The sequence below is a fragment of the Brachybacterium sp. AOP43-C2-M15 genome (genome assembly GCF_052446295.1).
Taxonomy (GTDB): domain Bacteria; phylum Actinomycetota; class Actinomycetes; order Actinomycetales; family Dermabacteraceae; genus Brachybacterium.
The window spans coordinates 46,763-68,028 of the sequence record NZ_JBQSWB010000017.1; the positions used below are offsets into that span (position 1 = coordinate 46,763).

Annotated in this window: 17 protein-coding genes, 1 tRNA gene and 1 pseudogene; 6 read left to right on the top strand and 13 right to left on the bottom strand. The window is 67.1% G+C overall.

Annotated elements, in window-relative coordinates:
- Positions 1-29: 29 nt before the first annotated feature.
- The 6 genes from ACT3SP_RS15935 to ACT3SP_RS15960 form a co-directional block, all read right to left on the bottom strand.
- Positions 30-812, bottom strand: a complete 783-nt coding sequence (locus ACT3SP_RS15935; protein ID WP_444588286.1) for an SH3 domain-containing protein — start codon at positions 810-812, stop codon at positions 30-32.
- A 184-nt stretch (positions 813-996) separates the two neighbouring features.
- Positions 997-1,194: a hypothetical protein gene (locus ACT3SP_RS15940; RefSeq protein ID WP_444588287.1), complete on the bottom strand. Its 198-nt coding sequence runs from the start codon at positions 1,192-1,194 to the stop codon at positions 997-999.
- 62 nt (positions 1,195-1,256) lie between these two features.
- Positions 1,257-1,469, bottom strand: coding sequence for a hypothetical protein (locus tag ACT3SP_RS15945; protein ID WP_444588288.1), 213 nt, complete (start codon positions 1,467-1,469; stop codon positions 1,257-1,259).
- Between the two features lie 164 nt (positions 1,470-1,633).
- Positions 1,634-1,951, bottom strand: a complete 318-nt coding sequence (locus ACT3SP_RS15950) for a TfoX/Sxy family protein (protein ID WP_444588289.1) — start codon at positions 1,949-1,951, stop codon at positions 1,634-1,636.
- A gap of 57 nt (positions 1,952-2,008) precedes the next feature.
- Positions 2,009-2,962, bottom strand: a complete 954-nt coding sequence (locus ACT3SP_RS15955; protein ID WP_444588290.1) for a phosphotransferase family protein — start codon at positions 2,960-2,962, stop codon at positions 2,009-2,011.
- Between the two features lie 303 nt (positions 2,963-3,265).
- Positions 3,266-5,092 carry a hypothetical protein gene (locus ACT3SP_RS15960; protein WP_444588291.1) on the bottom strand — a complete coding sequence of 609 codons (1,827 nt, stop codon included), beginning with the start codon at positions 5,090-5,092 and terminating at the stop codon, positions 3,266-3,268.
- 519 nt (positions 5,093-5,611) lie between these two features.
- On the opposite strand from ACT3SP_RS15960, the gene ACT3SP_RS15965 reads away from it, so the two are divergent.
- Positions 5,612-6,718, top strand: coding sequence for an epoxide hydrolase family protein (locus ACT3SP_RS15965; protein WP_444588292.1), 1,107 nt, complete (start codon positions 5,612-5,614; stop codon positions 6,716-6,718).
- A 1,345-nt stretch (positions 6,719-8,063) separates the two neighbouring features.
- Here ACT3SP_RS15965 and ACT3SP_RS15970 read toward each other — a convergent pair.
- Positions 8,064-8,780: pseudogene (locus tag ACT3SP_RS15970) on the bottom strand (IS5 family transposase); the annotation flags it as partial.
- 156 nt (positions 8,781-8,936) lie between these two features.
- Here ACT3SP_RS15970 and ACT3SP_RS15975 point away from each other — a divergent pair.
- Positions 8,937-9,461: a hypothetical protein gene (locus ACT3SP_RS15975; protein ID WP_444588293.1), complete on the top strand. Its 525-nt coding sequence runs from the start codon at positions 8,937-8,939 to the stop codon at positions 9,459-9,461.
- 110 nt (positions 9,462-9,571) lie between these two features.
- A complete protein-coding gene (locus ACT3SP_RS15980) occupies positions 9,572-10,096 on the top strand; it encodes an AAA family ATPase (protein ID WP_444588294.1) in 525 nt (174 codons plus the stop codon).
- 139 nt (positions 10,097-10,235) lie between these two features.
- On the opposite strand, the gene ACT3SP_RS15985 is transcribed toward ACT3SP_RS15980, so the two are convergent.
- Entirely contained in the window at positions 10,236-10,820 is a 585-nt protein-coding gene (locus tag ACT3SP_RS15985) for a YdcF family protein (RefSeq protein WP_444588295.1), read from the bottom strand.
- Between the two features lie 756 nt (positions 10,821-11,576).
- Here ACT3SP_RS15985 and ACT3SP_RS15990 point away from each other — a divergent pair.
- Positions 11,577-13,211, top strand: a complete 1,635-nt coding sequence (locus tag ACT3SP_RS15990) for a hypothetical protein (protein ID WP_444588296.1) — start codon at positions 11,577-11,579, stop codon at positions 13,209-13,211.
- A 484-nt stretch (positions 13,212-13,695) separates the two neighbouring features.
- On the opposite strand, the gene ACT3SP_RS15995 is transcribed toward ACT3SP_RS15990, so the two are convergent.
- From ACT3SP_RS15995 to ACT3SP_RS16015, 5 genes are all read right to left on the bottom strand, one after another.
- Complete coding sequence (locus ACT3SP_RS15995) at positions 13,696-14,673, bottom strand: FRG domain-containing protein (protein ID WP_444588297.1); 978 nt, start codon at positions 14,671-14,673, stop codon at positions 13,696-13,698.
- 704 nt (positions 14,674-15,377) lie between these two features.
- Positions 15,378-15,992, bottom strand: a complete 615-nt coding sequence (locus ACT3SP_RS16000; RefSeq protein WP_444588298.1) for a hypothetical protein — start codon at positions 15,990-15,992, stop codon at positions 15,378-15,380.
- 200 nt (positions 15,993-16,192) lie between these two features.
- A tRNA-Lys gene (locus tag ACT3SP_RS16005) sits at positions 16,193-16,265 on the bottom strand.
- A 26-nt stretch (positions 16,266-16,291) separates the two neighbouring features.
- Positions 16,292-17,353: an acyltransferase family protein gene (locus ACT3SP_RS16010; RefSeq protein ID WP_444588299.1), complete on the bottom strand. Its 1,062-nt coding sequence runs from the start codon at positions 17,351-17,353 to the stop codon at positions 16,292-16,294.
- A 75-nt stretch (positions 17,354-17,428) separates the two neighbouring features.
- Positions 17,429-18,937, bottom strand: coding sequence for an alanine/glycine:cation symporter family protein (locus ACT3SP_RS16015; protein WP_444588300.1), 1,509 nt, complete (start codon positions 18,935-18,937; stop codon positions 17,429-17,431).
- Between the two features lie 330 nt (positions 18,938-19,267).
- Between ACT3SP_RS16015 and ectA the strand changes: the two genes are divergently transcribed.
- Positions 19,268-19,819: a diaminobutyrate acetyltransferase gene (ectA, locus tag ACT3SP_RS16020; RefSeq protein WP_444588301.1), complete on the top strand. Its 552-nt coding sequence runs from the start codon at positions 19,268-19,270 to the stop codon at positions 19,817-19,819.
- Between the two features lie 94 nt (positions 19,820-19,913).
- Positions 19,914-21,242, top strand: coding sequence for a diaminobutyrate--2-oxoglutarate transaminase (gene ectB / locus ACT3SP_RS16025; RefSeq protein WP_444588302.1), 1,329 nt, complete (start codon positions 19,914-19,916; stop codon positions 21,240-21,242).
- The last annotated feature ends 24 nt before the right edge of the window (positions 21,243-21,266 follow it).

Sequence of the window (21,266 nt, forward strand, 5' to 3'; positions counted from 1 at the left end):
CAGAAGCTGTCGGCTCAGAGACCGTCGGCTCAGAAGCCGTCGTAGCGGTAGGCGTTGTTGCTCCAGAAGGCGTCACCCCAGGTGTGCGTGCGCGCCACGGCACCCACGCCGCCGGCCTGCTCGATGACGCCGAAGGTGGTCTGGGAGTCGTCCGTCCAGCCGGTGAAGATCACGACGTGCCCGGCGGCGCCCCCGGATCCCGGCCCGAGATTGCCGATGATGTCGCCCGGCTGGAGGTCGCCCTTGGAGATCTCGGTGAAGTGCTCGGGCAGGGTCACGGTGGAGTAGCTGGTGTCCAGGCCGTACGCCATGGAGACGAAGCCGGAGCAGTCGGTGCGGTACTGGCGCCCGTCCGGACCGTGCGTGTAGTCCTCCATGGAGTACGGGACGCCGCGATCCACCCAGGTCTGGCCGCGGTCGAGCACCTCCTGACGGTCCTCGGAGATCCCCGGATCGGGCTCCTCCGCGTCGTCGCAGGCACCCAGCCCCGAGGCGTCGGGCACGGTGACGTAGGCGCGGGACACGTAGCCCTCCGCCCCGTCATAGCTGACCTTCGCCCAGAACTCGCTGGTGTAGGTGCCCTGGACGGTCTCTCCCTCGGTCTGGCACTCGAGGTCGACCGTGGTGTCGGCCGGGATCTGCCCGAGCGCGCTCGAGCCGGTGGTGGTGCCGGACCGGATGGTCAGGTCAGCGGTGGTGGTGCCGGGCGCGGCGGCATGGGCGGCCTGAGGGATCATGGTGAGGCCGGCGGCGGCGAGGGCCGCAGCCGCGGCACCGCCCAGCAGTCGGTGCGAGATGGTCCTGGAGTTCATCGTTCGTCGTCCCCTCTTCACGTCGGGTTCGCTGTTCGGCGATTCCGCCACGGCGAACGCCGCGTCGGCGACTTCGACCCTAGAGGGGATTTGACGTGGGTCACACCCTTCCCCCATGGGGAGAACTCCCCGTTGATCCCCCGGGTGCCCGGCAGTACGCTCCGCGCGGGCGCGACCGTCGCCGTCAGGACCTGGCGTGCATCTCGATGATCTGCCAGTACTGCTGCGGGTCGAGCCCCTCGGCGTCCGCGGCGCCGGTCCGCTGGTCGATCTCGACGGCGATCGCCTCGAGGTCGTAGTCCTCGATGCTGCGCGACATCTCGGAGCCCTCGCGGTTCTCGATGACGTTGCGGATGACTTCGACGACGGCGCGGTGCTCCACGGCGAACTCCTTAGATCGGCTAATGACATCTGCGACTCTAGCGCATCGTCATCACGGTCCCCTCAGCCTCGAGCGGCGAGGCGCAGCACCCTGGCCGGCCCGACGTCCATCGACTCGCCGACCTCCATGCGGTCGAGGCACCAGCGAAGGTGCCAGTGCGGCTCGCGCTCAGCATCGGCGAACCCGTTCTCGAGCAGGTATTCGGCGGCGGGCCCGGTCGACGCGAACTCGATCTCCCCGTCCGGGGTCTCCACCGCGAACTCGGCGGCCTCCATGAATCCTCCTGCGTGTCGATTCCTCCTGCGCTTCTGCGCGGACCCTCGCTCCGCGCAGCGATGACCCCGCATGCCCGACGTCGTGATCTCGCGACGGAGTCTGCGATGGTCCGCTCCGGGACGCTCGTCGAGCGGTCGGTCCGTGCATCGCCGGTGCTGAGCGGTCACGCCTTCGGCGGCAGGGCACGGACCTGCTCCAGGGCGTGGGCGACGAGCTCGGGCAGATCCTCGGTGTCCGCGTCGACGTCGAAGGAGCGCCAGGCGCGCATCGGCCGGCCGGGCATGGCCTCGCCCGCCCGCGGGTCGGCGGCGACCCGCTCCGCCTCGGGATCGACGCGCACGAGCAGGCCGTCCTCCCCCACGGCGACCGCCATGTGACCCGCGACCAGGAACGCCAGGCCCCCGAACATCGGCTTCTCCTGCGGGGACTGGTCGGCGAGGAGCGAGCGCACCCGCTCGGTGAGGTCGGGATCTGCGGCCATTCCTCCAGCCTACGGCGAGCGCGCCCCGACAGCACAGGCGCCTCGCGCCGCGACGACCTACCAGGACAGCCCGTCCCGATGGCTGTGGCCCCTGAGCAGGCGAGCGATGCGGCCCCGTGCCGTCGCACGGACATCCTCGTGCGGGTGGTGCGCATGGATGGCGAGCTCCATGTGCATGTCGTAGACGTCCAGCCGCTCCCGCAGGTGCTCGCGCTCGAACAGCTCGGGGTACGCATCGTGCAGCCACCGCGGCACCTCGGCGAGGGCGGGGGCGTCGAGCCCGCGGGCCTCGGGCGTGGGAGGGAACTCCGCCGGTCGCGCGCACCAGCGCAGGAGGGTGTCGAGCTCGGCGTCCGCCGGCTGGGCCAGCGCCTCCGCGAAGTCGACGAGGCCGGTGACGCGTCCGCCGTCGACGATCACGTTGGACCCGTGGAGATCGCCGTGCACGAGGACGAGCGCGTCTCCCTCGAAGAGCACCAGTCGCTCCTGGACCCATGCCGCGACGTCGGCGAGCAGGCGCGGGTCATGGCCGGGCCGTCGTCGAGCGGCCTCGACCCGCTGGAGGGTCCTGCTCACGACGGGCGGGTGGTACGCGGGCCATTCACCGCCCGCGAGGGCGCCGGACAGCCAGGGCGGCAGCAGCTCGGCCGGGACGGGGACGCGGTGGAGGGCGCGCAGGGCAGTGCCGAGGCTCTCGATGATCGTGCGCCGGGTGCGACGGTCCGCCGCCGGCCAGACCTCGTGCAGGGAGCGGCCGGGCAGACGTTCGGTGACGCACCACGGCCCGTCCGGTCCGTCGCCGTGGGCGATGTGCCGGGCGTGCGGGACGGCGCTGCCGGCGAGCAGATCGGCGACGGCGGCCTCATGGCGGTACGCGTCGAGGACCTGTCCGTCGCTGCTGCCTCGCACCACGACGTCCTCACCGATCCACGCGCGGCTGACCCAGCCGGCCTTCGGGACGAAGCGCCCTGTCGCCGGCAGGCCGGCGGCGGCCAGCGTCTTCTTCAGCACCGAATCGATCGCCGACTCCTCCCGCTGGACCTCTCGACCGGACGGTCTGCCGAACCTGACCTGCACCGATGCCGGTCCGCACGTCCTCTTGACGGTGTCATGGGACACCGCCCCCTACGCTGACGGACCCCCGTCGGAGAGCCCCACGGGACACCCGACCGAAGGAACCCGACATGCGCAAGGCCATTCTTCCGATCAGCCTCTCCTCCCTTCTCCTGATCATCATCATCCTGCTGCTCGTGCTCTGAGTCCTCCTCGGACAGCAGGCCGGCGGGACAGCAGGACAGCGTGACAGCCGCGCGTTCAGGCCCCGGGGAAGGACGGCGATGCCGGCGCCTGTCCCGGGGGCGTCGCGCCCGGGCCCCGGGCCCCCGCGGCGCGGCGCGCCCGGGCCGACCGTCGGAACCAGTTCACGAGGAGACCGGGGACGAAGCGATCCACGAACGGCGCACCGAAGCGTGCGAGCACCTCCACCAGCACCCCGAGGAAGAATGCGACCACCGGCATCCAGAGGGCGAGGCCGCCGTTGACCACGATGCTCCCCAGCATCCCCATCTGCGCTTCCATGCTGGTCCAGACCAGCGCGAGCAGGACCACCGAGCACGCGGCGTAGGCGAGCGGGAGCGCGAGCCACGAGGCGACGAGCGCGAGGACGTTCCCCGTCACGATCTCGCGATCCCGGTTCCACAGCAGGGCGACCACCGCCGGCATCAGCAGCGCGATCAGCACCAGGGGGATCCACCCGTACCACGGGAGGTCGAAGAACCACAGGAACTCGTTGGTGCGCTCCAGCCCGAGCTCCTCGACGCTGCCCTGCAGGTTCACGTGCACAGGCACGGACAGCATCCCCAGGCCGGGGAGCAGCGCGAGGCCGCTCAGGCCCCAGTGCGGCAGCGCGAGGAGCAGGGTGAGCACGGAGGACGCCTCCCCCTCGAGGGCCAGCGCGATCGCACCGCCCACCGCGAGGAGGGCACCCACCGGGACGGCGAAGGCCAGGGCGTGGACGAGAGCGAGCCGAGGGGCGGCGGCGAGGTCCGCCACCAGCGGCCACCAGGCCGGCTTCTCCATCCCGGCAGCGTGTCCCAGGAACAGCGGGAGGCCGATGAGCGCCCAGGTGCCGACGAACATGTCGACCCCGGCGGCGTGCATCGAGATCGACATCCCCACCGAGGCGTCCTCGACCGCGAACGCGGTGACGCGCGTGGCGATCACGGCGAAGATCGCCACCGCGAGCCCCGAGATCCCCGACCACAGGAAGGCACCGAGCACACCGTTCGAGCCCCAGCGCCCCGAGCCCCAGCGACGCTGGGCGAATCGGGCTCCGACGAAGGCGGTCGTCACCATCGCGACGGTGATCAGCAGCGGCAGTCCGCGCCATCCCATGGTGGCGCTGCCGAGGAAGCCGAGGTTCAGCTCGACGTCGTAGGAGCCGAAGGTCGCGAGGGAGACCAGCTGGAACGGGATGCCCACCAGGCCCACGATCACCCGCCACCCGTCGCCTCCCGAGGGTGAGGCCGATCCGCCGGTCGGGTCGGGGGCGCCTCCGGCCAGGTCACCCGTGTCGAGGGTGAACATCGCCAGGACGGCCGAGAGGATCACCACCAGCGCGGCGCCGAGGGCCACGACATAGGCCAGCGCTCCGCCCGCGAAGGTGAGGAGGGGGTTGCCGATGCCGAGCCGTCCCAGGACGGAGCCGAGCTGCGAGGCGGAAAGCGGCTGCGTGCCCGGCGTGCCGGCGGGTGCCGCCGGGGCGGAGGGGGCGGACGATGCCCACGGAGCGGGCGCGGCCGAGGCATCCCAGGGAGCGGGCGCGGGCGCGGCACCCCAGGGAGCCGGCGCGGCGGAGGAGGCCGACGTGGGCGGTGCTGCCGAGTCGGCGGGGGCGCCGGAGGTCCTGGCCTCGGGTGCAGAGCCGAAGGCCGGGGCCGGAATAGGGGCCGCCGGAGCGGAGCCGAAGGCCGGGGACGGGGCCGCAGGAGCGGAGCCGAAGGGGTCTGCGGAGGGCTCCGACGTCGGCGGGACCTCGTCGTAGCCGTACGGTGCGCGGCCGTCCTGGCCGTGGCCTGGGTCTCCGCTGCCGGATTGGCCCTGGCCTCCCCCGTCGCCGTACGGATGGCTCGTGTCAGTCATGTGTGCCCTCTCGCAAGCCCGGCCCTCGTGGGCGCGGCGGTATCTCCCCCGCGGACGAGCTTAGCGGGCGGGGCAGGGCCGAGCCGCCTGCGGCCACGAGGGTGCCGCCCCTCGCATCGCCCTCGACACGCTTCGTCGACGAGCCCGTTCCCCCGATCTCGCGCAGTGCTGGGCCGGATCGGGGGAATGGGCGCGCGTGTCGAGGTGACAGCCGCCGGCTCCTCGCGCACGCCGCCGGCTCCTTGCCCACGCCGCCGGCTCCTCGTGCACGACGCGCCCTGGCTTCCTTTCGCCGTCCTCACGTCGGTCGGGGCGAGGAGGGAAAGAGCATGGCCTGGCGGCATCAGAGGTCGAGGAGCGGGCCCATCGAGCCGATGCTCTCGCTGCTCTCTCGCGTGACCGCGACCTCAGGCCGCGCTGCCGTTCCGCGGCTCCCGCCGTCGCTCACCGCGTGCACGTCCGACATGCCACGACGCTTCTCTTTGCCAGAACGGCTCTCATAGGATGAACGCTGTGAGCGTGACGATCGAACCGTTCGAGGTGGCCGAGGACGCCACCGCCGTGGCTGTGCTGCGGGACGAGCTGGCCGGCATCACGATCCCAGAGGACTCACCGGGCGCTGCCGAGGTGAGCGGGATGTCGATGTCGCGACTCGCCGGCCTCGTGTCCCATTGGCGCGATGGCTTCGACTGGCGCGCGCAGGTGGCGCGTCTGAACACGCTGCCACAGGTCATGGCCACCATCGACGGGCAGCGGGTGCATGCCGTGGTCGCCCCCGGCGAGGCTGCCGTGCGCTCGGGCCGGCTGCCGGTCATCCTCAGCCACGGCTGGCCGTACAGCTTCGTGGAGATGACGAGGATCGTGCCCGCGCTCACCGCGGCCGGCCTCGACGTGGTGATCCCGTCCCTGCCCGGCTTCGGATTCAGCGCGCCGTTCGCGGACAGGCCGTTCACCAGTGGGAACGTCGCGGACCTGTGGAACCGGTTGATGACCGAGGGTCTCGGGTACGAGCGCTACCTGACCTACGGCGAGGACGTCGGCGCGTCGGTGAGCGACCGGCTCGCCGCGAGCCATCCGGACCACGTCGCCGGACTGTTCGCCACCCATGCCGCGTTCGCCCCTGCCTCCCGCAGGCAGGACCTCTCGGAGGAGGAGAGCGCATGGCTCGCGTGGCTGGAGGACGAATGGCGGGGAGCCGACGGCTACGCGCGGCTCCAGACCTCCCGTCCCGATCTGCTCGCGGTGGCCCTGCTCGACTCCCCGACCGGCCTCCTGGCCTGGGTGGCCGAGAAGCTCCTGGCCTGGAGCGGCGATGCCCCCGAGCAGCACTGGAGCGACGACGACCTGCTCACCACGGTCACCCTGTACTGGCTGACCGGCTCGATCGGCACCTCGTTCCGGGCCTACTCCGACGGCCGTCACGAGACCGATATGCCGCAGATCGAGGTGCCCGTGCGGGTGAAGGTGCAGCACGGAGAGCGAGGGTTCCCGCGCAGCTACGCCGCCCGCACCTATCTCGACCTCCGCGCCTGGGAGGAGCTGCCCGACGGCGGGCACTTCCCCGCCTGGCAGAACACCGCCGAGGTCGCGAGCGGCATCATCGATCTCGAGCGCGACGTCCGCTGACCCGCGAACGTCGTGTCCTGCCCCGTTCGCCCAGGCGCGCTGCTGCCGTCGGCCTCTTCGGGGCGAGCGCGACGCTGGTGGAGCGGGGTGAGCGGTTCAGCGTGAATCGCCGCACAGCAGCCCCTTCCTGCACAGCTCTTCAGTCTCGGTCGGAATCCCCAGCATCCGTCGCCCGGAGGCATGACAACCCCGACGGAGCCCTGTCGCCCTACGCCTACGACACCTTGCTGGTTGCCGCGCTCCCAGCTCCCGACCCGGGTCGTTCACTGGGCATAAAAGCCCGATGACTGGGTAGGCTCGCTGGCATGACATCGCCAACGAGTCATCCGAGAACGACACGGATTGCGATTCACGGCTCCGGCGCAGCGGCACAACACGTTATGGAACCCGCTGGCGAGATCGTGCATGCTGAAGTGAGCCTCGTCCTGAGCAACACGAGGGGTGCGGGAATACTCGATCGGGCCCGACCCCAGGGAAGGTCCACGCTTCAGCGACCCAGAGCGCGGGGATGAGATGGAGCCGGACCATCCTGAACTTACAGTCGGCACCAGGTCAGGAGTGGGCGACCTGACGGCACGCGCCACCGGGAATCGCGCACACAGAACGACGACATGGAAGATCCTCGGGATCAACTATGGCCCAATTGCCACTCAGGCGAACTTCGACGACAACGGCGCCACGGCAATCAAGGTCAACTACTGCAGCAACCACAGCTCCAATTTTATCGCCTCGATTCGGTCAGCCCCTGGCCATTTTCATACCACTCCCTCAGCTGCGGCCTCTTGACCTGCAAGACTGATTGGACGCTGAAGCGCGTCGCCCACAATGGCAAGCGCATAAGCCGAGGCTTCATGATCAGCGGGAACGGAACATCTATCAGGACATGGGCATGAACTTTCTAGCACTCAGTCCTGTAGAGCTGGGCCTGCTCGCGACACCGCTTCTCGCGGTCGCAGTCGTGGTGCTCATACTCAAGAGGCGTCGATAGTTCCAGATGGCCGCTCCGCGCGACAAGACTAGGGCGTGTCTCCTGACCGCCTGCGATCGCGCGCCCGGCGGGCATGGCAGGGTGGTGTCATGACTTCGTCGGTGACTGTCACGCCTCGTACCCATTGGGTCAACGGGTGGTTCGTGCGGCTCTTCGCACGCCCTGTTGTTCGCTTGGACGGTATCGACCATGAGGCGAGGTGGGGTCGACCGCTCCAGGTTGAGGCCACTGTGGGCTCACATGAAGTTGGCGTCGGCGCGCGCTATCGCGGCACAGCCAGCATTCTAGGAGTTGCGGGGTCGCACATCGAGGTCCCGGAGGGCCAACACATCGCGGTCGAGGCGAGGAACGGCTTCTTCAACCATCAGCCCTTCGTGGTGCACGCACCGGAATCGACAGCGGATCCCGCCGCTTGAGCCATTGGATGATGGCGTGGAGGACAGCTCCGGCGCGATAGGTGAGGGCGAGTTTGTCGTGGCGGGTGGACAGGCCTCGCCATTGCTTCACCTCGCTGTAGCCGTGGTCGATGACGTTGCGGCCGCGGTGGACCTCGGCGTCCGGCAGTGGGCCGAGCATCGGTAAGTCTCTGCCCTGGCCGGGTCCACACAGGATCTCCAGGGGCAGGCCGTGCCCGGCGACGAGCTGGTGGATCTTCGTGGAGAGCCCGCCGTGGGAGCGGCCCAGCTCGTGATCAACCGGCTCGACGCGTCGATTCCTATGGTTCCAGAGTGCCCCCTGTGGCGCGCTCGGGGTTGGTGCCGTGCTGGTGAGCGCGGCAAATCGTGGGGTCCTCCGCGACTGACCAGTCCAGCTCCCCGTTCGCGTCGACACGGCCCAGCAGCGCGTCGGGGCCCCGGTCCCAGATGCCGTCAGCGGACCAGCTCGGTGGCGCTTCCAGACCGTCTGCCAGGGCCCAGAGCCAGCGGGGACGTCCCGCCAGGCGATCCCGCACCGATAGCGGTCGATGATTCCCTCGATCACCTGCCGATGATCCCGCCTTGGCCCTCCTGACCAGGGGTGTTGAGCGGGGAGCAGGGGCTCGATCGCCTCCCACCAGGCGTTACAGACAACACGCTCCGTCGGCTCATCTACTCATGATTCGCAGGTCAGACCCTCATGAACCTGGGAGACACGCCCTGGTCGCATCGGGCCGTTTACAGTTCGCGAACGGAGGTGGGACTTGGCACGCTGGATTGCGACGATGCCACCAGCTCCTGAGAGGCCGACGTCATGAACGATTTCCACCGCCACCGGGGTGCACTGTTGTGCATCGCCGCGCCGCCTGGCACGGGGAAGTCGACCGTCCTCCCCCATCTGATCACGCGCGCCCGGGGCGAGGCCGTGGTGGCCGACATCGACGAGGTGCTCGAAGACGGCTCACTACTAGGCGTCCGCATCGCCGACCCGTCAGCGGCACCGATCTGGCCTGCATATGATCGGCTTTGGGAACGCATCACCGGATATGCTACGCGAGCTGGATTCGACATGGTCCTATTCACGCAGGTGCCGGACAGCGTCCCAGCATCGGACGTGAGGACACTCGTCGGCTGGGAAGTCGACGACACCGTCAGGGCTAACCGACTCCGGAGTCGAGGAGAGCCGGAAACCCTCGTGGCCAGTGCACTCTCCGACGCGACGAACCTCCGCGGCCTATTGCCATCAACGAGCATCGTCCGCACGAGAGCCGACGAAGCGCCGGAGAGCTGCGCGGATACCCTCTGGGAAACCGTGCGCATGCACCTGCGACAGCCGTGATCCGCCACCCTACAACCGACCGCCTACGGCACGGCCACCGCTCAGTCGATGCGTCTGGGCACCTGCACTACTCGGGCGACATCCAAGGACCGCGGCGGTAGGTTGCAAGGATGACCATGGCGCTGATGTGCGGACTCTCCTTCGCTGGCAAGAGCACCCTTGCGGCCAGTCTGGCAGAGGCGCTGCCAGCGAGCCTCGTCAGCCTCGACCTCATCAACGAGGAACGCGGCCTGCACGGTGGCCAGGGCATCCCGTTGGAGGAATGGGCCGAGACCAACCGGGTCGCGCACGAGCGTGGTCGCGAACTACTGCGCGCAGGTCGCCATGTCGTCGTTGATGACACCGGGTCACCGCGGTTCGTCAGGGACGGCTGGCGGGAAATCGCCGACCAGTCCGGCGCCCCGTTCGTGATCGTGTGGGTCCAGATCAGCCCCGAACTTCAGCACGCCCGTGTGCGCGCCAACAGGCAGTCCCACGGCCGCCCGGACGTGACCGATGCTGTTCTCCACGACCACCGGACAGGCTTCGAACCCCCGATCGGCGAGAAGGCACTAGTGGTCGATGCCCAGAAGACGACCGACGCGACCCAGATTGCCGCGCTCGTGCAGCGAATCCGCTCCTACCGCATGCTGTAGACAGCAGGATCCCAGCGAGGCCCCCGCTCGCCTGCGCTAGTCCGACCCTTTAAGGCGCTAGTTGCGCGAGGGGCGTCGCATTCCGACGCTCCCGGTTGTTCCCGCGCTACTCGACCGTGGGGGACACCTCCCCTCCGACTCATCGCAGGTCTTCTCGCACCGACCGCAACGTGCGTAGCCCGTAGGCGGCGAGAACCGGCTTGAGCGCGACCCACTCGCCGAACTTGTAGTCGGCAGCTCCACGCAGCTTGGAGGCCAGGTCGGGCCGCTGTCGCCGCACGTATACCCGCGCTTTGAGAGCGTGGGCAGGTAGCGAAGCGATTGCAATTCGGTCAACACCCTCGACCATCGGGATCATGTTGGTGATGTTCTCCCAGGTTGTGTGGCTCTCCTCCTCAAGCAGATAGGCGCCTTGGTACCCCAGGGTGTTCACGGCGTAGTCGGCCATCACTCGGGCTTCCGAGAGCGACGCTGTCGTGAGCCCCCCGCTGAAGATCAGTCGCGTCTCTGCAGCGGGATCTATGGAGCGGAGAGCTACTTGAACGCGGATCCTGTTGATCAAGTTGGCATCTCGTTGAGGGTTCTTGAAGCCCAACACTACGATCGCCTCGGAGGTTCCAGGCGGGTCGTTGACAAACGTTCGTGACCATCGGCGGTTCTGCCACTCACCCCAGACCAGAACTCCCGCTGTAACGACGCCTGCAAGGACCAGTCCTTTACGCATGCGCTAGACACTAGTCCACGGCGGTTGCCCCGGGGGCACTACACCGTCACCCCGGGCAGAACTGAGAGCCACCCACTGAGCAGCGAGGAAGGTCCCCGGAAGGCGTGGCTCGAGAAGCCGTAATCCCTAGTGTTTGCGCCTCCGGCACAGCCACGTTGCCGTCACCGCCGGTCGCGAGACCTCTCCCTAGAGGACACATCTCCGCTCTGACCAGCAGTGGGCCCGGAGAGGATCGAACCCTCGACCCGCGGATCAAAAGTCCGTCCTCGCGAGGGCAGTCCTGCATATTCCAGCTGGTCAGAGTGCTCGCACCGCCGGGCCGAGACCCACGGACGCCATCGCGTTGCTGTCACCGTTGCTGTCAGACACTGCTGCGTTTGAAGCGAGGAGCTCCACCCTGCCCTGGCGAGACCTCGTTGAGGACTAGAACTAGCTCGCGGGACTGATGCAGGCGAGTGGCACTGAGTACCGGTGCAGTCATCCGAAAATGCCGAACCCCTTCGTTTGTCGGCACCGAGTGGTGTACTCAGCGGTACAGAGTGAACACAGTTATCGAGAGGACGAAGCGTGGGTAAGACGCGGTCGAGCAAGGGAATGCAACTGAAGTTCGGGACAATCACATGCGGGAGATGCGGAGGGGAGCGGCTTCTCGCGCGGACCTGCCCCGACTGCGGGGAGCGGCCTAAGGTACACGAGGTCCAGTACGAGCTCCAGCGTCGCGAACGCGTTGTAGCAGAGTTCAGGTCTCGCCGTAAAGTGCCCGACCACACTGTTTCCCCCGACACAGGCTCGCTCGGTACAGACTTCGGCAGGTCGCTCAATGGCGTGCTCCGGGCGTTATCCGACGCGTCGAGGTCCAGCCGCACCGCCGACGCACTGGTCGCCGCCTTTGGCGATATGGACCAGCTAGTGGCGAGCTGGGGAAATCAGCTACCGCGACCGCAACGGAATCGTGGCAAGACGATCAGCCGGGCGCTTGGCACGTTCACACAAGGTGTTGAACTCTTTGTTGACGCACTCAGCGCGCCTGACATCCATGCGGCTCAAGAGATCGCGCAGCAAGGCAATCAGCTCATCCGTGAAGCCGAAGACGTACTTGAAGAGATCGGTGAGCTAGACGCAGCGGAAGAGACATTCGCGAGCGGATCCCCTGTGGAGAGCTTGAATCGTATCGGGCGTGAAGCGCGCTTGAGCGTTGGCTGGGAATCGACCGTGGCCGAGCTCGACGCCAATCTGTCATCCGGGGTCTCCTGGGATGCCGCCATGCCAGGGATGGGGCTCCAGTCGCGGACCATCCTTCTCATGGCGCAAAGCCTATTCGACCTCGAAGCATTCGCTGCGGCCGTCGGCGTGGCCGACGATGCGACGACGGCAGGAAGTTTCGCCCTCGCAGAGTCGGACGAGTGGCAGCGCTCCCATGCACGCGCAGCGGCCTACCTCGCGGGTGGCGCCATGACGATGCACCATGCGATAACGGCGGACGGGAGCAGCGAGCTCGAGGTCGCACATAGCGCAGCCAGTGCCGTGGCTACCTGGCGAGACGGAGTCCTCCGGCACGCCCTCGCGACTTTGCTGGCAAGTTCCCTAGAAGAGTACAGCCACCTGGTTAGCAAGAGTGGTGGCCATGTTGCTAAGAAGGCGGCTTCGGCGCACCCCGATTTGCTGCTGAATGAGAACCTCGCCCCCGCACTGAGGAACGCCGGTGGGCACGCAGGGGTAGACGTGGTGGAAGATGGAATCCGAATCGGCGACGAAACGTTCACGATCGAAAATTTTGTGGACCGAGTCCTCGCATACTTCGAAGCGACGATGGCGACATTCGTCGGCGTGACGCTTGCCATGACTCGCCTCGGAGCTGATCTATCCAACGACGCATATTTGGCCCCCCGAGACCGTCATGCCGCAGTGGCTCTGTTCCTCGGAACCTACGACCTCGACTGCGTTGCCGTCCACGTGGACTCTGACGCGCTAACGATCCAGGCGAGCGGGCCGGAACCGGACTGGATGACGCTTGCTGCCGCACTTAGCGCGATCTTCCCCGATTCAGTGGAGCGTGCACAGATACGTCTTTCCACAGGTCACGGAGAGCGCACCTTCACCACCTCCTTCGAACGATTTCGCCAGTATGCGGACGGGATCGAGGAGCTACCTGCGGAGCATGCTGTACTCCACTTCAGTGCCATCGTGGCGGCGAGTCGGCTAGATTCCGCTTCCCCTTGGTCGGAGGAAGATTGGAATCGGGTTGCACAGGCAGTCACGCGTCGGAGCAAGGGAGTTGACCTTCGTGCCTGGGTGAAGAACGTGCGCAAGCTTCGCGATTTCGGTCGCGAGGCGGACCAGCCACATGTGGTGAATCAATGCGAAAATGCACTGACAGAGCTTCGAAGGTAAGTCACACTGACTACAATTTCCGGTTCCTACGCGTCGTCCGCTGAGGACCCCGAGTCTGAGCGAATATCTTCAGCGGCCGTTGGGGCAGCAGTTCTTACGAAGCACCCTGAGCTACATCACTCGATTGGCGAAGGGCTTCGCTTCACCATGCGCCTGCTGAAAACGCGCAACACGTCCCGATTTAGAGTTCCGCGTGCTGGGACCGTCGAACATGGTGGGAAACTGACGCCACGCGACGGTCTCGCATTCGGCGCCTGCCAACTGCCAGATCGATCGCCCTCCCTTGTGATTCATCCCGGAGTCTTCGCCGAACTTTTGATACTGACGAAGTCGCTTCCGGAGACCAGTCCCGACTCGACCAATATTGAGTACGCTCGCATCCGGGAGCATGTTCCAGCAGATCACCACATTCGCGCTGTCCGGCCGGGCTGTCCACACTCCACCGAGGTGCCGTCAGCGTTGCCGTCATGCCACTCAGTCCGAATCAGAGCATCGCCTCCCTTCCGGGTAACTCCATTGAGTTGACCCATTCGGCAAGCTTTGCAACATCGGGATATATGTAAGACGTTGTGTAGCCGAAGCGCTCAGTCAAAATGCTTCGAATCTCCAGTTTCGCACTTGCTGTAATGCGGAACGTAAACGTGGGTGCAAAGTTGTGCATATTCGATCTCGGTTTCCGCGCAGGGTGCGCGGTCTTCATATAGATCGAGCCCGCCGCCAAAATGTCTGCATGCGTCCAGTAACCTGACGGGCTCGGGAAGTAGGAGGCCGATTTCGTCGGGAGAGGAACCCCGTCAATAAGGAAGGCCGCATTCTGGGCCGCTATACGCGAATCATAATTTGGCGGAACCCAAAGGCGCCGACGAGAGCCGGTGCCCCAATCGAAGTCCCGACGCTTCTCGGAGTCATCCCAGAGGTGCCAAGGAGGGAGGTGGCCACTCCAATCACGGTCCAGACTTATTTGCACACCTGGAATGGTTCGACCATCCGCTAGAGGCGGGGTCGTAGCGAACGCAAAGAGCCGCGCATCTTTGTTGTCAGTGTCGGGGCTCTCCTCACAGGCAAACCAAGCACCAATGAACGGGTTCTTAGTGACGTCGATCAAACGAGAAGTCCCGCCTGCATGCTGAATTCTCGCGAAAGTCTCTAAAGCCGAAAGTCCGTCAAGGCGCCAGTCCTCCCTCGCCACGCGAAGTATTTCCGTCTCTGCCGAGACCATCTGATCCTCCGTGGGGAAGGGCTGAGCGCCCCGCACCCTGGGCCCTGGATCCTTTACCTTGTTGCTGGCCTTTAGTCTCCGAAACAAAGAACTATTCATGGCCCAGGAGGCGTCCTGCTGGCCACGCCAAACTAACTGAAGAGACTCCGCCTTTGATATTAGCGCTACTATGGCTCTATTTAATCCCTCAAATGACTCAATAAGAATCTCACGCTCCTGAAAGTAGGCCCCCGGCGAAGACATGTCCGAAGAGTAGGCTGCTTTGGGAGTCGGGCCAGTCGCGTATAGGCGAGGATTAGACAATGGCCTAAAGTCTGGCAACCACCCCTCCATTGACCTGATTAATGAATCATTCAGCGGCGCAATAGACTTCAGAATCTGGTCGCTGATTCGCTTCATCGGCAGGTCCGCTGTCCCAGCGGCTTGACGAAGGGCTTGGCTGATTCCGTCCAGACTGGCTTCCCGAACTCCAGCAGTATGTGCAAGCCACGATTGCATCGCAGCGTAAACCCCCGCCGAAGTCAACGGGCTTACTCGATCTAGCTCAGCCAAAGCTTCACGAACTTGCCTTACTTGCTCTTCAGACTCGACTGAGTCCCCACCAGAAGGCTCTTCCTCGGACGCGTCGGCAGCGCTCTCCTCATCCGGCGGGACACCGCTGCTATCTTCCATGCCTCAAGGATGTCAGTAGCGGAGACGGGGCGCGAGTAGCCTCCGGGAGTTGACGCGGCTCTCACCGGATCGTCGGCTGTTTCCGACGCGGTCCCGGCGACCTCGCGAGCGACGTGTATCGACACTGTTGCGGTGGTCGGAGGCGAATCGGAGTATTGGCGAGGTGCCGGCGAGCCGAGGCCCGCAGCGTAGCGAGGACACGAGGTCACCGGCACCTCGCGGCGGCGGAGCCGCCTCTTGAGTTCCTGACGCTCTATATTGCGGCAGTCGCGTCCTCAGCGTCCGAAGATTCGGGCCCATAGAGACACCTTCGCTGGCTGTCCATGACGAATGGCCTCAGCTACCTCTCGACCAATAGCTTTCGCCATGACGTCACTCCACTCGTCGTCGGAGTCACGCACTGCAAGAGCAACCGCGCGGGCCATCGCCTCACGGGCTTCACGTTCCTCTCGGGCTTCAACCGCGACCGCGTAGCTTCGTGTCAGCACCCTCCCAGCTCCAGCCCCTGAGGCCGCGAATATGAGGACGATCCAGGCAAGACCAAAGTTGTCGCCGAGTGCTTCACGAACTGGCTCGCTGTGCCGTTCGACCACGGCGGTGAGCCCGATGGCGCCGACGATGGACGCGACCAAGAGCTGCCAGCGCATCGCTTCCATGCATGCACGCACGAGCCAGCTAGCCTCCTGTTCCTTCGGCCCTCGGAAGACTCCCACAGACAACAGACAGAGGACTAAGAACCCGAGCACCACCCCGCAGAGCTGACTCGTCCCGTCAAACGCATACGAACTCGCCAAGGCGGCGGCAACAATAGTCGACAGCAGCCAGACAAGAATGCCGATCGACGCCCGGAGCGTCCCATCGGGTCGCCTCTTCCATTCAGCAGCCTTCACAGTCGCTCCTCTGTGCTCCGGGTTCAGCCTTCTCGCTTAGCGTCTGTGCGTCGAGCTCCGACTGCGGCCCCACGACCGCATGATCACTGCTGCCAATTTGCGTCAAGCTCCATCCGCACAGCCGCGTTGCTGTCAAAGCTGCTGTCAACGTCGGCCCTGAGCACTTCCCCTAGAGGAAACTTCCCCGGCCTGACCTGCGGTGGGCCCGGAGGGGATCGAACCCTCGACCCGCGGATTAAAAGTCCGATGCTCTACCGACTGAGCTACAGGCCCGCGCCCGCCAAGCGAGCGCGACCATCCTACCGGCGCGCCGTCCCTGCGACGGACGCTCGCGCCGGGGCGCCGACCAGCGCGGAGAGCCCCGGCACGGAACGCGGCGAGGGATGCGCGGCGGGATGCCGCCCGCGCCGCCGCGCGGGAAACGTGTAGAGGATCCCCGTCACCGGCCGCAGCAGGAGGGCGAGGACGCACACCCCCAGCGTGAGCGCGTACAGGATCAGGTGCGAGACCACGGTGGGCGGAAGGTCCGCATACCGGCAGAGGAGCTCCATCACGGGCACGTGCACGAGGTAGGGCACGATCGAGTGCCGGCCCAGCCGTTCCAGGGGCCGCAGCGCCCGCAGCCGCGGCATCCTGCGGAGGATCCCGACGACGGAGACCAGCGCGATCAGCACCACCAGGTGTGCCAGCACGGGCGGGGTCGGCGTGCCGCCTGCGTCGTGGGCGTGCACCGCCCAGCCGGCGGCGACGAGCAGTCCGAGGCCGAGGACGGGCCACGGGAGGGTGTGCTGCTCGAGGGTGCGGCGCAGCGCGGCACCGGCGAAGAAGAACACCGCGTAGTAGAGGAGCTTGTCCGGCCGGAGCCCCACCATGTGGAGCTCGAGGCCGGCCAGGGGCAGCGCCGCCCACGCCACCGCGAACGCCAGGGCGAGCCCACCGGGGTGAAGCCGACGGGCGAGCAGTCCGACGAGGTGGAACAGGAACAGCGCCACGAGGAACCAGGTGAACGTGCCGTTGAGCCACCACAGCGGGCGCTCCGCGCTCTCCCATCCCACGAGGGGCAGCATGAGCGCGGACCACAGCAGCCACGGCCACAGCAGGCTGCGCAGCTTGCCGCGCAGGGAGGCCCGGGCCGGCTTCTCGAGCGAGTGCACGAGGAGCAGACCGGAGGCGAACAGCAGCACGGGCATCCGGAAGGGCGACAGCGCATCGGAGAACCCGACCACCAGCTCCGGTGACGAGCCTGCCCACTTCTGCTCGAGAAGGCGCAGGTGGTACGAGATCACCAGGAGGACCGCCGCCCCTCGCAGCAGATCCATCCAGTGCTGACGCTCGGCCGGTGCGGCAGGAGAAGGGCTCACGCCGCCGGAGCGTAGGGACCGGGAGCCGCCTCCCGGTGAACGGGAGGCGACCGCGGGGTGCCGATCCGGTGAGGGTCAGCGGGACTCGGACAGCTTCCGCTCGTCCTGGTAGTCGCAGACGTCCTCGTCCACCCAGACCTCGACGTTCTTGATCTCCGGCAGATCGGAGGCCAGGAAGATCGGGTCCAGCCCCTCGGCGCGCTGGGCGTTGTAGTGCCGCAGGAGCTTGAGGGCGGTGGGGGTGAGGATCGCGATCACCACCAGGTTGATCAGGGCGATGAACACCATGGACACCCCGGCGATGGTCCAGGCGAGGTCCACGGCGATCACGGAGCCCATCAGCACCAGCGCCACCACGGCGACGCCGAAAGCTATGTGCCAGCCGCGCTTGGAGGTCAGGAAGTGCATGTTCGCCTCGCCGTAGGAGAAGTTCCCCAGCACCGAGGTGAAGGCCAGCAGGAACATGATCAGCGCCAGCAGGATCGCGGCCCACGCGCCGAGGTTCGAGGACAGCGACTCCTGCACCATGACCAGGCCCTCGCCGCCGGCGGAGACGTCCGGGAAGGAGACCAGGACGATGAAGGCGGTGATGGAGCAGATCAGCAGCGTGTCGAAGTAGACGCCGAGGGTCTGCACGAGGCCCTGCTTCACGGGGTGGCTCACCGAGGCGGTGGCCGCGACGTTGGGCACCGAGCCCATGCCGGCCTCGTTGGAGAGCATGCCGCGCTGCACGCCGTTGACGATCACGGCGCCGATGCCGCCGCCGATGACGGCCTGCGGGTTGAAGGCCTCGACGACGATCTGGCCGACCACGCGGGGCAGCTCGCCCAGGTTCATGGCGACGATGACGATGCCGATGATCAGGTACAGCGCGGCCATGATCGGGACCATGTTCTGCGCGACCTCGGCCACGCGGCGCATGCCGCCGAAGATGATGCCGGCGGTCAGCAGCGCGAGCAGGACGCCGAGCACCGGGGCCAGCCAGGGCAGGCCCTCCGGGTCGGTGTACACGGCCACCGCGCCGGTCACGGCATCGACGATGGTGTTCGCCTGCAGCGAGGTGAAGGCGAAGGCGAAGCAGAAGATGAACAGCACCGCGAAGAAGGCGCCGAAGCCCCGCGACCCCAGACCGCGGTGGATGTAGAACGCCGGACCGCCCTTGTAGGTGTCGTCGGCGCGGGTCTTCCACAGCTGGGCGAGGGTGGACTCGATGAAGCTCGCGGCGCCGCTGACCACGCACATGATCCACATCCACAGCACGGCGCCGGGGCCGCCCAGGAAGATCGCCCCGGCGACGCCCGAGACGTTGCCGGTGCCCACGCGCGCTGCGGCGGAGATCGAGAAGGCCTGGAAGGCGCTGAGGGACTTGGTGCGATCGGCGGTCCCGTCGCCGCCCTCCACCTTCTCGCGCTGCGGCTTCTGGGTGATCGCGCCGAACATCGCCGGGATCATCCGCAGCTGCACCGCACCGGAGCGGACCGTGAAGTAGAGGCCGAGCACGACGACCACGGGCATCCCTGCCCAGGTCCAGAGCCAACCCTCGGCATTGCCGAGGAACTCGTTCAGTGATTCGAGGGGGTTCATGACCTCGACGGTATCGGGCGGCGTCGTGGATGTCCGGGGTTCGAGCGATCCCGGGCCACGATCGGGCACCTTGTTCCCTCGCGCGCGCGGGCATGTGTCCCGCATCGCGGTCGCGTGACGCACGCCACAGCACGACTCCACCGCGCTCGGATCTGCCCGTTCGCGCCAGGGCATCACTGCAGGTCGGCACGAATGATCCGCGGTTGTCCGACAATCCGATCCCCGGATGCCCGGCAGTCACAGTTGCGTCACGACACTCCGAGGAACACCCCCTCCGGCCCGGCCGGGGGGTCCACAAGCGTCGCCGCTCTCGATAGCGTTGACCGCGATATGGGCCCGTTGACGACGCAGAGCGCAGACCACCACTCCTCGACCGACCAGACCACCGGAGCCTCCTCCGACCTGGCCATCCGACCTCCTTCCCTGCAGGACGGCGCCGCCATCTGGCGGATCGCCCGAGACAGCGGCACGCTCGACCTGAACACCTCCTACGCCTACCTGCTCCTGGCCCGCGACTTCGCGGCCACCTCGCGCCTCGCGGTGCACGAGGACGCAGCCGTCGGCTTCGTGCTCGGGTACCTCCGGCCCACCGCGCCGGAGACGCTCTTCGTCTGGCAGATCGCCGTGGACGAGTCCCAGCGCGGGAAGAGGGTCGCCGGGCGCCTGCTGGACGCCCTGCTCGCCGACCTGCCGCAGGTCTCCGCACTGGAGACCACCATCACCGCGGACAACACCGCGTCCCAGCGCCTGTTCGCCTCCTTCGCCCAGCGCCACGGCGCGCAGGAGGACGTCCAGCCGCTGATCGAGGAGCACCACTTCCCCGACGCCGGCCACGGCGCCGAGCTGCTCCACGTCATCAGCGGGCTGCATCGCGGGAGCTGATCCTCCGGGGCATATGCCCGCACCCTCTGGGCAGGGGCCCGTCCGCGCGCCCGCCTGCCCCACAGACCACCGAACCACCACCCAGGGAGATGTCATGACCATGACCGCACCGATCGACACCACCGACAAGCACGAGCCGACGGCCGAGGCCGTCGGCGCCCCCCGCACCGCTGATCCCGTCGAGCTCGAGTCGCAGGTCCGCAGCTACTCCCGCGGCTGGCCCACCGTGTTCACCCACGCCAAGGGCTCGGTCCTGACCTCCGAGGACGGCCGCGAGTACATCGACTTCTTCGCCGGCGCCGGCACCCTCAACTACGGGCACAACAACCCCGAGCTGAAGAAGGTCGTCATCGACCACTACCTCGAGGACCGCGTGGTGCACGGCCTGGACATGTTCACCGACGTGCGCCGCGAGTTCCTCCAGACCTTCGACGAGAAGATCCTGCGCCCCCGCGGCCTGGACTACAAGGTCTCGTTCCCCGGCCCCGGCGGCACCAACGCCGTCGAGGCGGCGCTGAAGCTCGCCCGCAAGGTCACCGGTCGTGAGTCGATCGTCAGCTTCACCAACGGCTTCCACGGCATGACCCTCGGTGCCCTGTCCGTCACCGGCAACTCGATGAAGCGCGGCGGCGCCGGGATCCCCCTCGTGCACGCCACCCCGATGCCCTTCGACGACTACTTCGGCCAGGTCGTGCCGGACTTCATGTACCTCGAGCGCCTCCTCACCGACGGCGGCTCCGGGCTGAACAAGCCCGCCGCGGTGATCGTGGAGACCGTGCAGGGCGAGGGCGGCATCAACGCCGCCCGCGCCGACTGGCTGCGCGGGCTCGCCACGCTCTGCAAGGAGCACGAGATCCTGCTGATCGTCGACGACATCCAGATGGGCTGCGGTCGCACCGGCGGGTTCTTCAGCTTCGAGGAGGCCGGCATCGAGCCCGACATGGTGACCCTGTCGAAGTCCATCAGCGGCTACGGCCACCCGCTCGCGCTCACCCTCATCAAGCCCGAGCTCGACATCTGGGAGCCCGGCGAGCACAACGGCACCTTCCGCGGCTTCGGCCCCGCCTTCGCCACCGCCACCAAGGCCATCGAGCTGTTCTGGAGCGATGACGAGCTGGAGAAGTCCACCATCGCCAAGGGCGCCTACGTGGAGAGCCGCTTCAACCAGATCGCCGCCCGCTTCCCCGAGCAGGAGCTCGTGGTCAAGGGCCGCGGCCTGGCCCGCGGGCTGCAGATGCCCTCCGGCGACATCGCCGGGCGGATCGCGGCGCGCGCCTTCGAGGAGGGCCTGCTGGTGGAGACCTCCGGCCCCTCCGACGAGGTCGTCAAGCTGCTGCCCGCGCTCACCATCCCGGACGAGCAGCTCAAGCGCGGCCTCGACATCATCGAGGACGCCGTCGTCGAGGCGCTCACCGCCGCCTGAGCACCCCCTCCCCCGTCGGCCCGT